This is a genomic window from Thermogutta sp. (assembly GCF_014359955.1).
Taxonomy (GTDB): Bacteria; Planctomycetota; Planctomycetia; order Pirellulales; family Thermoguttaceae; genus Thermogutta.
On the sequence record NZ_JACIYL010000040.1, the window covers coordinates 1 to 12,208 of the forward strand.

The window sequence follows — 12,208 nt, forward strand, 5'->3', positions numbered from 1 at the left end:
GCCCACCTCCTGGAGAAATATGCGGAACCAGTCCAGCCAGAACTGCAGGGTCCGATCGAGAAGGGCCTCGCAGAATTCCGGCTGTTCGATCATATCCATGAACCACCGTTCCAGGCCCCGCATATACCAGCAGATTTCGTATACCACCCCGGAAATGCCGCTCACCACGGCATACGGCGTTTCCTCCCGGAGCCGCCGCGCTTCCTCCCGCAGGCCCACAAAACGTGAAGGATCGTCTCCGCGGGGAAACGGGTAGTCCTCGAGGTCCCGCAAGGTGGCCTCTGCCAGGGGATGGTAGGTGATGTCCATATAAAGGCCGTCCTCCGCCGGCATGGACCACCGCACGCCGAATTCGTCCACCAGATCATACCATCGCTTGCCATCGCGAACGGCTTCGGTGATCCCGCCTTTCCAGTTTTCCGACGGCCTGGCAAAAATGTATCGCGTGTCGATGCGAAACCGCTGCAGCACCTGTTCAGACGGTCTGGCAAGTTGCTGGACGGCATCCATGATGTCGATCTTTTCCTCCCAGCCGAGGTGCTTGACGAGGGCCTCGTAGGCCAGACGGTGGATGCCGGTTTGGTTGCCGCCCAAATCGAGTGGCACGCGATCCGGTTCCTGATGATTGAGGGCCGCTAACACCCGTTCCCGCGGAAGCATCGTTTCCTTTGCCATGACCTGAGCCTTTCTTTTGGAATTTCACGCCCAGTGTTTCTTGCCACCTCCCGGACGATCTGCCACGATCCCGCCAATCGCGGATGGAGATTTGTTTTGTCCTGGCGGGTGCGGAATTCTCCGGCGAGTCTCGCCGGCCGCGTTCTGGTTTGAAAAATACCCCGTTGCCAACACCCTAACAAGTCGTGCGGGGATTTCTGTTGGCTTCGGGCCGACCGCTGGGGTGATATAATTCCGAAAATGGGGAACACAAACGCGGTTCACAACAGAAAAGGCATGCGCCGGTGACCGTCATCACCCTGCACACCGGTGCTGGAACAACTCGGCAATCGCTGTCCACCCAATCGAAAAAGTGCAGGGCAGAAGAGCAGTGCGAAGCTTCAGAAACCCTTCCAAAAGTCACCAGGGCAAGGGGCATGGCCAGGAGGACGGAACCCAGCGAGGCGATCCCTCTGGCACGCAAGAGGAGACGCATTCCAACAGGTATCGCAATCCAAGATGAACGCCCACACCCCGGGACGCCGTGAGGTGGCATGATGCATCAGATCGTCCACGACAGTCACGAAAAAACGCATGTCGCGCTGGTGTCGCTGCTGGCTGCGACAGGCCTGACCGCTGCGAAACTCGTGGTTGGAATTCTCACTAACAGTTTGGGCATCATCTCCGAGGCACTTCACTCCGGTCTCGATCTGGCAGCCACCGGCATGACCCTGTGGGCGGTCCGCATCGCCGAACGGCCGCCCGATGCCGAGCACCGCTACGGTCACGGAAAGTACGAGAATCTCTCCGCCCTGGGCGAGACACTGCTGCTTCTGGTGGTCTGCGCGTGGGTGATATATGAAGCCATCCACCGTCTGTTTTTTCGGGGCGAAGTGGAAATCACCCCCAGCGTCTGGGCCTATGTGGTCATTCTCGTCTCGATTGCCGTGGATCTGTGGCGATCCCATCGTTTGCAGGAAGCCGCTGAGAAATATCAGAGTCAGGCACTGGAGGCCGACGCCCTCCATTTTGCGTCCGATGTCTGGTCATCGCTCGTCGTCCTTGGGGGCTTGATTGGCGTTTCGCTGTCCGAGTGGCTGGGATGGCCCTGGCTGATGCAAGCCGACTCGGTCGCCGCGATCATCGTGTCGGTCCTCGTAGCAGTCGTGTGTTTGCGCCTCGGAAAACGTGCGGTGGACGCGCTCACCGATCGCACCTCCCGGCAGCTCACCGGTCTCGTGGAACACACGGCGATTGAAGTGGAGGGCGTCGAAGGAGTGCGAGATGTCCGCGTTCGGCAAAGTGGCCCCAGCGTCTTCGCCGACATGACCATTCTGGTTCCGCGCGATCTGGGGCTGGAAAAGGCGCACACCGTGGCGCAGCAGGTCAGTTCAGCCGTGCAGTCGCGGATCCCCGGGGCCGATGTGGTGGTCCACGTAGAGCCGGTAGCCCGGCCCGATGAAGACCTCATCACGTCCGTCCGCATGCTGGCAAGCAGCTTGGGGCTGGCCGTCCATGATATTCGAATCTTTCGCACCGCGGAGGGGAATTCGCTGGAGCTGCATGTAGAAGTCGATTCCCGATGGAGTCTCGAACAGGCCCACGACCGAGTTTCGGAACTGGAGACCCAGATCAAGAACGATCTCCCGGAAGTGACCTCGGTCCTCACCCACATTGAACCGGAGCATCAGGAGGCAGGCACGCCGGCGGTCGCCCATCCCGAGGACGCCACACTCGCCCCCTATCATGAGGCCATCGGCGAGTTCAGCCGGGCCTGTGGTTCAGAGCTCTCCAGTCATCAGTTGAGCATGCGGGAAACACCCCAGGGAAAGTCGCTCACGTTTCACCTGTCCCTGGACGGCCAACTCCCCATCGGTGAGGCCCACGAAATATCCCGCCGACTGGAACAGTTTCTCCACCAGCGCTTTCCCCAGCTTGCGCGGATTACCGTCCATCTTGAGCCGCGCCAGCACCGCGACGAGTGTGCCTGCAACAACGGCACGACAGGGTGCCAGGAAACCGCGACACGGGGGGACAACCGTGGCCCCGGTCAGGGCGATTCGACCGGAGAGTCCGTTTGAGCGGGATCGTTGCCGTTGGCAGTGGGTGACGGATTGATCTTCTCTTTTTCTGACTCGTCGTTCGCCGCACGGTCATCGTGGGAGGTCGCACGTTCGGGCTCCTCGGTGCTGGCGAGATGCGACTCCGGAGGTCGGGCGACCACCTCCTCCTCGAGACAGGGTGCGGTCTTTTCTGCCGATGACCCGGATTTTTCCTGATCGTCTTCCACCCTTGGCGAACCCGACTCCTCGGGCATGGACGGCGATTCTCCGTTCCGTGCGGACGGTTTCTTCTTGCCACCTCCTCGCTTCTCCCGAGAAGGCTTGGCTGACGGCGTGCTCGGTCGAACAACCCCCTTGGCCGCGAAATACTGGAAAAGATCGGCAAAACTCCGCATCGGCTGTTTGCCGGAGAGGACTTCTTCGCTCAATGGTTCGGCCGGCGCCGGAGTTTGTGGCTTGCCCAGCCGCCGGGGTAATTCCACCGGCCGGGAGATGGTCAGCGGTGCCGGTCCATGCTGGGGGGCTGGTGATTCTTTCCGACCGGGGCGTTCGGAGCGATCCGCCCGCCGTCGTCCAACCGTTCGCTCACTGGTGCCGACCTCGGTTTCTTTCTCCCTCTGCTGTGCGGCGGCGACAGGTTTTGCCGCTTTCCGACGCTCCGCAGCCTTCTTTTTCCGCGACGGTCGGCCGTCGCCGGTCTGTCTCTCCGCCATCTGTTCGAGCGGCACGAGACTCAGGGAAATCCGCCGCCGCTCCCGCTCCACGTCCACCACCCAGACGCGGACCACATCCCCGACTGCAACAACCGAGTGCGGATCCACCGAGCGTGCAAACGGCTTCATCCGACTGCGGTGGATCAGTCCTGTATTGGGCAGCCCCACATCCACAAACGCCCCAAAATCCACCACATTGACAACGGTGCCCATCAGCTCCATGCCGGGAGAGAGATCTTCCAGCTTGACGATTCCCTGCTTGAAAACAGGAGGCGGTAAATCCTCGCGGGGGTCGCGCCCGGGACGCACAAACTGGGCCAGGATATCTTTCAGCAGGAGGACACCGCAGCCCAACTCGGCGGCAAGCTGCTCGGCGTTGACCTCCGCAATTTTGATGGCCAACTCCGCCTTGCGGACGGGTTGTGTCAAATCATCCGGCGTAAATCCCAGTTTTTCCAGCACCTGCTTGGCAAGTTCATAACTTTCCGGATGAATCCATGTTGCATCGAGCGGATTCTCTCCACCGGTGATCTTGAGAAATCCCGCCGCCTGAACGAAGGTCGTCTCCCCGATCCCCGGCACTTTCTTCAACTCCTCGCGGGTTTTGAACGGACCGTGTTGTTGCCGGTATTCCACGATCCGTCGCGCGGTGAGTTTATTGAGGCCCGACACATACCCCAAAAGCGCCGGGCTGGCCGTGTTGACGTCCACCCCCACGTAGTTGACGCAGGACTCCACAACCTCATCGAGAGATTCGCGGAGGTGTTTTTCCTTCAGGTCGTGCTGATACAGGCCGACACCCAGGTTGGCCGGTTCGATCTTGACCAGTTCACTCAAGGGATCCAGCAAACGTCGTCCGATGGAGACCGCTCCGCGAAAGATCGCGTCCAGGTGCGGCAATTCTTCCCGACCGATCTGGCTTGTGGAATAGACGCTGGCTCCCGCCTCATTGACGATCGTGTAACCAATCCCCCGGCCTTTCAGCTCGTTTTCCAGAAGATCCGCGATGAACATTTCGGTCATCCGACTGCCAGAGCCGTTTCCGATGGCAATGGCCGTCAGTTGATGTTTCTCGATCATCTCGATGACCGTTTTCTTCGCCGTTTCCCGGCTGTGGCCTTTTTTCTCGATGAGGTAGATGACGCCGTGATCGAGCACATTGCCGCACTCATCGAGGGCCGCCAGCTTGCACCCCTGACGGTAGCCGGGATCAATGGCGAGGATGCGGCGATCGCGGACCGGACGCTGGAGGAGCAATCGCCGGAGATTCTGCGCGAAGACCTTGACCGCATGGTTTTCCGCTCGCTCTGTTAACTCCCGGCGAATTTCCCTCTCCAGACTGGGAAGGATCAGGCGAACCAGGGCATCCTTCGCACAGCCTCGCAGGAAATCGGCGTGAGGATGGCCCGGCGGGATACAGATCTCCTCCACCGCCTTCTCCATCGCCTCCATGTCGGCCTCGATCCGCACGCGAAGGACTTTCAGGGCTTCACCCCGATTGATGGCCAGGACGCGGTGGGGCGGAATCTTGCGAATCGGCTCGGAAAAGTCAAAGTAATCCTCGAACTCCTTGGCGAGCTTCTCCAATTTGCGGCGTTTTTCGGCTTCTTTGGCCGCCTTTTTTGGATCCACCGGCGTCGCTGCGGGGGCCGGTGATGATGCCGCCGGAGCCTCTGCACTTCCTCCAGACGCCGCCACCACTTGAGGCGCCGCGGCCGACGGCACACCATCCGACGAGGCAGCGACTTCTCGCGATGTCTCCCCCTGTTCCGGGTTCGCAGCCGCTTCACCAGCGGGAACTGACTTTTCTCCCTGAGATTCTTCTGGAGTTGCCGCGACCTCGGGAGCAGGCTGAGCCGGGGTAAGAATTTCTGTAGCGGAGCCGCCTTCCGTTTGCCCGAGGGCCGATGGCCCGGCCCCTGCTTCCGCGGTGGTGGGCGATTCACTCGTTTTTTCCGCCGGGCTTATCTCCGAAGGGACGCCGGTCGTTTCAGCGGCTGTGGCAACCGCTTCTTCACCGGACGTTTGTCCCGCGGGAACGGCTGGTTCAATCGCTTCCGCAGTGCCGGTGGTTTCTTGTGGCGAGGATGTCTCGGTCCCTTCCCCCTGCGATCCGGCTGCCGAGGCTTCTCCGCCCTCTCCCGTTTTTTGATCGGTTGGAGCGCTGGCCGCCCCAGCAGGTGCTGCCGCCGCAGCCTGAACCGGTGCCTGTTCCGCTTCGGGCACCACCCGAACTGTGCGGATCACGCCCGTCCTCATCAGGATGTCGCGGAGACGGCCGCGGAGCTCCGTCTTCTCGCTGAACATCTCCGCGAGGATATGCCCCGCTCCCAGCAGGGCGTCCGCGATGTTAAGGACTTTCTTCTCCGGATCGACGTAATCGGCGGCCCTTTTATCCAGGTCTGCACAGATGGGGTCGGCAGTGAGGATTTCTTCCGCCAGATGTCCCAGGCCGCGCTCCCGGGCAACGGTGGCCAGGGTCCGTTTCTTCGGTCGGAAGGGCAGATAAAGATCTTCTAGCCGCCGGAGACTGTTGGCCGCGATGATCTTTTTCGCTAATTCAGGCGTCAACTTGTTCTGCGACTCGATCGCCCGGAGGATTGTCTGCTTCCGTTCCGCCAACTGGCGCAACTTTTTCACACGGGTGGCGATGGTGCGGATTTGCTCCTCGTCCAAACCACCCGTCTGGTCCTTTCGATACCGCGTGATGAACGGTATCGTATTTCCGGCATCGAGGAGCTCGACGACTGCCTGAATTCGGGCTTCTGGAATGTTCAGATCCCGCGCCAGTGAACGGAACGAAACAGTGACTTCAACTGTGGCCATAGTTATTTCGGGCGACGTGTGTCAAGATGCGCTCGCGTATCGCTGGCCGACCTCCCCAATCCAGCCGAACACCTGTAGCGTTCGCCTGATGGGGGACGAAGGAGTCACCCCGGACGGGTGCCTCATGAACCTTTTCGGTCCTCTTCCGCTCGGCTGAATGCCATCAGATAGAACGCGCCGCGCGATCCTCCCTAACCTTTCCTCGCAGTTACGGAAAACAACCAATCCACTTTCCGGCGGGTCCAACCTAAAGACGGTCTCAAGGTGTGTACCTATCGGATGAGTATACCCGATTTTCCAAAAAGGTGGATACGGGAGAATGCCTCCCGCTCGGCCTCTTCATTCCGCGATGCACTTCTCGTAGATGCGGTAACGCTTGTAAAGCTTTCCGCCGACTGCCTGGATCGTGTTGTTGATGGCGTGATTGTCCTCCAGCGTCCAGCTCAGCTCCGCGGAGTCAAAGCCCGCATCACGGACTCCGCGTTCAATAGTCTGGAGGATCATCAGTTCGGCGATTCCCCGATGTCGATATCCGGGAATGACTCCGAGGACCATCACCCGGGCGGTTTTCACCTGCTTGAGCCTCTGAAAGAGCCGCACGGCTCCGATCGGCATCCCCCAGGAGGTCAAACGCCCATTGAGGGGACGAATGGCCTCGTTGAGGTCGGGCACCGTGATGGAGAATCCGACCGCCTTGCCATTGTCTTCCGCCACAAGGACCAGGTCCGGCCGGGCAAACTGCGCCAATCGTTTGGCAAAATAGCGAAGCTCAGCAGGAGTCAGATCGATGAAGCCCCACTGGTCGTAACGGGTGACGGTGTACACTTCCACACATCGGGCCATCTCGGCCTCGAAATTGCTCAGGTTGAACGGCCGGATTTTGATCCGCGAGCGTTCCTGGAACCGCCGCACCCGCTGCATCCAGCAGCGAAGATTTTCATTATCTTTGACGAACCACCAGGCGTAGAGATCCTTGGCTTTCTGGAACCCCCACGATTCACACAACTCCGCATAATACGGCGGATTGTGATTCATCATGATCCGCGGCGGATACTGAAAACCTTCGATGAGCAGGCCGCAGGGATAATTGATGGAATAGTCAATCGGCCCCATCATGTGGGTCAAGCCCCGTTGCCGCATCCATTGGGCCGCCGCTTCAAACAGGGCGTGGGCAACGCGGGGATCTTCGATCGATTCAAACATCCCGAAGCAGCCCACCCTGGTCCCGTGCTTGGCGTTGTAGCGTGGGTCTTCGCTGACGAGGATTCGGCCCACCGGACAGCCATCCTGACAGGCCAGGAATTGGGCGGCCACTCCGTGCTGGTAAAAGGGATGCTTGCGGGGATTGAGAAACTCTTTGACCTCGATGAGAAGCGGCGGTACCCAATAGGGATCATTCTCGTAAATAAGCCAGGGCAAACGGGTGAAATAGTACTGATCCCGCCAGCTCTGTACGCGCCTCACGCGGACGGGCGCATCGCGGTCCTGGGGCAACCGGAGCCTCAGCATCGGGCGAGGTTCCAGGCCAAAGCTCAACAAATTGGACAGATGAAAGGACGACATATTTCAAATCCGGGCGGATCTTGGTTTCTCGGTTTCGTGCGGTGATGGGCAGAAACCGCCCGCCCTCACCGCCCTCTTAGGGTCCAAAATCATAGAGCCGATAGGTCTTGGTCAGCTTGGCCCCACCTTTTTCCAGGCTTCCCCGGGAAAGCGCATTCGACTCCAGCACCCACGAGAATTCCGCTTCTTCAATCCCCCATTCCAGCGCTTTCGGGACCAGTCCATCCAAAAGCACCAACCCGAACCCCAAAAGCTGATACTCCGGCAGGACATTCGTGCTGATCACGCGTACCCGTTTGATCGCTCGCTTGTTCCGCAAAAGGTGAATGAATCCGAACGGAAAGAGTCGGCCGTCAATTTCCTTGATGCGCTGATTATAATCCGGCAGGCAGAAAACCGCGCCCACCACGCGACCGTCCACCTCCACTCCCAGGGCCAGCTCGGGCACCATCAACCACCGCAATCCCTTCGCCATGTGCCGGACTTCCGCCGGCGTCATCGGCACAAATCCCCAGGTATTGATCAACGAGCGATTGTAAATAGAGAGGAAAAGCTCGACATCCTCCAGAAACCGCCTTTTGTTGAGCATCCGGATTTTGACATTATACCGTTCCACAATTTTGTCGCAGACCGGCTTCAGCTTCTCGCGGATTTTGGGGAGCATGCTCACATGCCCCCAGTACGCGTAAAGGTCCTGCGTCTTCCGAAAGCCGTACGATTCAATGAGCCGCTCATAGTACGGCGGGTTGTATGTCATCATGAAGGTCGGGGGTGAATCGAACCCGTCGATGAGCAGACCGAGCTCGTAATTGAGGCTTGGATTGGTCGGTCCCCGGAGTTTTTCAATCCCCCGTTGGGCAAACCACGCCCGGACGGCGTCAAACAGGGCGTGCGCCACCCGCTCGTCATCCACCGACTCGAAAAAGCCAAAAAATCCCCGCTGCTCGTTAAACCGCTCGTTGTGTCCGCGGTTCAGAATGGCAAGGATCCGCCCGGCCACCTCGTTCCCGCGAAAAGCCAGAAACGCCTGGGCCTCGTTTCGTTCGTAAAACGGATGGGGTACAAAACCCACCAATCCCCGCTGGTTGTTTCGCAACGGGGGAACCCAGTTGGGGTCATCGCGATACAATCGCCAGGGGAATTCAAGGAATTGCTTCTGTTCCCACCGCGTGCGGACAGGACGAACGGTAATTTCCGACATAACGTCTCCATTCCTGGCAACCCGCGTTTCCATACTGCCGGATTGTAAGGCCGACACGCCAGGCCGGTCAACGTGAAACGAACCTGCAGAAGGAAATCGGATCATATGCACTTGCGATGGACTTTGGGCACGATTCAGGGTCAAGACCGCACAGCAACCCAGTTAGCTGTCCAGTTTTTGTCAGGCCGCGAGGCGGTTAAACCACCCCCGCTTCCAAACCAAACGTGTTTCCGCCGTCGTGGCGACTGCTCACGCCCCATTGAATCACAGTTTCTTGATTGCCGAAAGCCCCAGTCAACTCAGGGATTCTGCCGGACTCCAAAATTGCGGGCAGCAGGGTTTTCCACCACCCACCGATCCTCAGCCACCTGCCGAAGCCGGGGATCCTGGCCGTAAATTCCTCCGCTCTCGGGAACCGGCAATCGCGGTCGGGAAGCCGCCGGGCGGTCTTCACAAAACCACCAATTTTCCGCGAACCGAAAGGTTTCCGGAGCGGTATAGGGACCGACGTTGACAAAATCCCGCAAATCGGAACGGAACACAATCAGGTTGCGCTCGAACACTCCATTGCGCGACGGCACAAAACCGGGCTCCCGGGTTTCCTGAAGGATTCTGGCCACCCATATCTGCGGCCGAATAATGGTGTTATGACGGAAAACCGCCCCATCGACCCCCACAAAGGAGACGGCGGCCTCGCCACCCACGAACAGACAATCCTCCACCAGCAGGTCCTTCGCTTCGTAGAGGACACCCCGCGGCCGGAAAAACGCCAGTCCTGTAGATCCCCCCAGTTGCACGCACCGCTTGGCCGCATCCACGAATCGGCACTGCCGGATGACAATCTGCGTGGAACCGCCTTTGGCCTGCGGGCCCGTATCCTGTGAAAAACCTTTCTTGCCTTTGAACAGACACCGCTCAAGGACACCGCGGTGGCAGCCCACCATGTCCACGGCCTGGCCACCCCAGCCTTCTATCCGGCAGTCAGCCACCACGAAATCGGTGACCCCGGAAAGCTTAATCCCGTCATAGTTTCCTACCGGCCCCACATCCTCCACGACGACGTGCTCCAAGCGAATGTGATGGGTCGGGGTGTCAAAACTGCCCCCGTCGTCGATATTCAACCCGTTCACTTTCTGCCCCCGAAAACGCAGATACCGCAGGACAAAGTAGCTTCCTTCGGAAATTTGCCAACCTGTGGTGCCGCCCGCGAACAGCGGCGGATTCTGGGGGTCGGCCCCTTCGATAACAACCGGTGCATCCTCCCGACCGTGGAGGTTTTCAATCCAAACGTCGCCTCCGTACTGGCCCGATTCAATGCGAATCACCATGCCTGGCTGTGCCCGGCGGACCGCCTCGCGGAATTCGGCATCATTGCGGACCACGACGCTCCTGGGGGAAAGGGTCGTCACGATCCCGCCCCCTCGCTGTGCCGCTGCAAAATGGCCCGCCGCGGCTGTCACAATTCCCAGGGAGATCAGCCCGGCAACTGTCAAAAGTGAGTGGCTCGTCTTCATGGAGGCTAACTCCGATGCGTGAGATGGGGTTCTTTGATCGGGTCGTTTGACCGGGATGGTTTCCCGGAGCGCCCGGTACCGACGTGTCCGGACAGCTCCACCGATCCGGCCGAACCAGCCATAACCATAGCCCAGCCGCCAGACGCCGCTTTCTCATGACACCCCATAGCACAAAGACCAAATTTAACCTATACTGGAGCGGAGTGAGCTGGAATTTATTCGGGCATAATTCGCATATCTTTCACAACCACTGCCCGAATTGCCCCCCTTTCCGCATTATTCTGCCATAAATCGCCCTCTCTGCAAGAAAAAAGCGAAACTTTCTGGACCGGCCAAGGTTAAACTTCTGAGAGGAGCGTACGCAAGGAACTGGCAGGGCAATAACATCGTAGGGAAAGAAAACTGTCCACGTCTTTCCCAAAAATCCTTTGAACAGGTGGCATTTCTTCGGAACAGAGTTGTCGGAACAGAGTGAGAGGTGTCTTACTGATGGGCCGGACAGCTCCCCGAAAGGCGGACTCCATCGGCGGAAGCCGGGCGGGGACGCCTTCGCAGAGTGGCCCGCGCCCGACCAATCGGAGGTCTTCCTATGCTGAACCTTCCCCCGCTCGACGAACTCCAGTTGGCCATGCGGTTCGACGAACTCCGCAGACAGTTGGCGGACCCGCGCTACGAGCCTTTGTACAACAAGACGCTGGCATTCTGGGCCCTCCCCAGCGATCGTCGTTTGCCGCTGGCCCTCATGAATCGCACGCTCAGACAGATCATTTTCAGCTCTTTCACTGAACTGGCGGGAACCCCCGGTATCGGCAAAAAGAAACTTCAGGGGCTGTTGATGCTGTTGGAAAGGGCCGCCAATACCGATCCGGCGACGATCCCCGTTCATCCTGTCGTCTCGGAGGTCATTGCGGGGGAGATTTTGGACACGGAAAAAGAAAACGCTTTCCGCTGGGATGAAGTATCAGAAATCACCTGGGCGGAGTGGCGTGCCACGGTGGTGCGGCATCGGCTCCAGAAAGTGCCGCTCGGTCGGCTGGCCCCTTCGTTGAAACGGATCACCCGGGTCATCTGGGATTCGCCACTCGGCGAATTCGTGGACATGACGATCAACGATCTGCGAGAAAAGCGATCGTTTGGTGAACGCCGTCTGGCCGCAGTCCTGGAGGTCTTTGCCGCCATCCATGAAGCCCTCAAAAACGTGACTCCCCAATCCCATCTTGCCATCGAGCTGGCGCCGCGGCGGATTCTGCAGATGCAACAGTGGATCCTGGAAACGTGGCAGAACGGCAAAGTTCCCACGGAACAGGAAATCCGGGAGAATTTCATCATGCCGCTCCTCGAACAGGCCCGCGTGGACGCCGTGGAGCAGACCGTGGATCTGGTGGAACGCCGCCTGGGCATCAAGGAACCACCGTTGAGCGTCCGACAGCTCGGCAGAATGTTCAACCTGACCCGGGCGAGAATCTATCAACTCTTCGACGAACTGGCGGAAATCATGCGGATCCGCTGGCCGCTCGGCCGGGCCTTCACCCAGTTGCTCCAGAGCTTCATCGTCCTGGAGTTCAACCGGCGCGGCACGGGTCCCGATATCACGCAGTTGACCATGGCCATTGAGATCTTCTTTCCCAAGCCGGGCGAACGCCGCCAGATTGTGAGCGGAAAAGGCGGCTTGCC

At 59.3% G+C, this 12,208-nt stretch carries 7 protein-coding genes; 2 read left to right on the plus strand and 5 right to left on the minus strand.

What is annotated here, in order from left to right:
- Window positions 1-675 (minus strand): uroporphyrinogen decarboxylase family protein (locus tag H5U08_RS02425; protein WP_297029738.1); only part of this gene is annotated, 675 nt, incomplete at its 3' end.
- A 533-nt stretch (window positions 676-1,208) separates the two neighbouring features.
- Between H5U08_RS02425 and H5U08_RS02430 the strand changes: the two genes are divergently transcribed.
- Window positions 1,209-2,735 (plus strand): cation-efflux pump, encoded by a 1,527-nt coding sequence (locus H5U08_RS02430; protein ID WP_297029740.1) that lies wholly within the window; start codon window positions 1,209-1,211, stop codon window positions 2,733-2,735.
- On the opposite strand, the gene H5U08_RS02435 is transcribed toward H5U08_RS02430, so the two are convergent.
- The 4 genes from H5U08_RS02435 to H5U08_RS02450 form a co-directional block, all read right to left on the minus strand.
- A complete protein-coding gene (locus H5U08_RS02435; RefSeq protein ID WP_297029742.1) occupies window positions 2,705-6,256 on the minus strand; it encodes a Tex-like N-terminal domain-containing protein in 3,552 nt (1,183 codons plus the stop codon). The two genes, H5U08_RS02430 and H5U08_RS02435, sit on opposite strands and share 31 nt — an antisense overlap.
- Before the next feature lie 339 nt (window positions 6,257-6,595).
- Entirely contained in the window at window positions 6,596-7,819 is a 1,224-nt protein-coding gene (locus H5U08_RS02440; protein WP_297029744.1) for a GNAT family N-acetyltransferase, read from the minus strand.
- A gap of 76 nt (window positions 7,820-7,895) precedes the next feature.
- On the minus strand, window positions 7,896-9,020 hold the full coding sequence (locus H5U08_RS02445) for an N-acetyltransferase (protein WP_297029746.1): 1,125 nt from the start codon (window positions 9,018-9,020) through the stop codon (window positions 7,896-7,898).
- Window positions 9,021-9,319: 299 nt separating this feature from the next.
- Complete coding sequence (locus tag H5U08_RS02450; protein WP_297029748.1) at window positions 9,320-10,534, minus strand: right-handed parallel beta-helix repeat-containing protein; 1,215 nt, start codon at window positions 10,532-10,534, stop codon at window positions 9,320-9,322.
- Window positions 10,535-11,123: 589 nt separating this feature from the next.
- Between H5U08_RS02450 and H5U08_RS02455 the strand changes: the two genes are divergently transcribed.
- Window positions 11,124-12,208, plus strand: a 1,085-nt coding sequence (locus H5U08_RS02455; RefSeq protein ID WP_297029750.1) for a hypothetical protein, incomplete at its 3' end; no start/stop codon positions are given.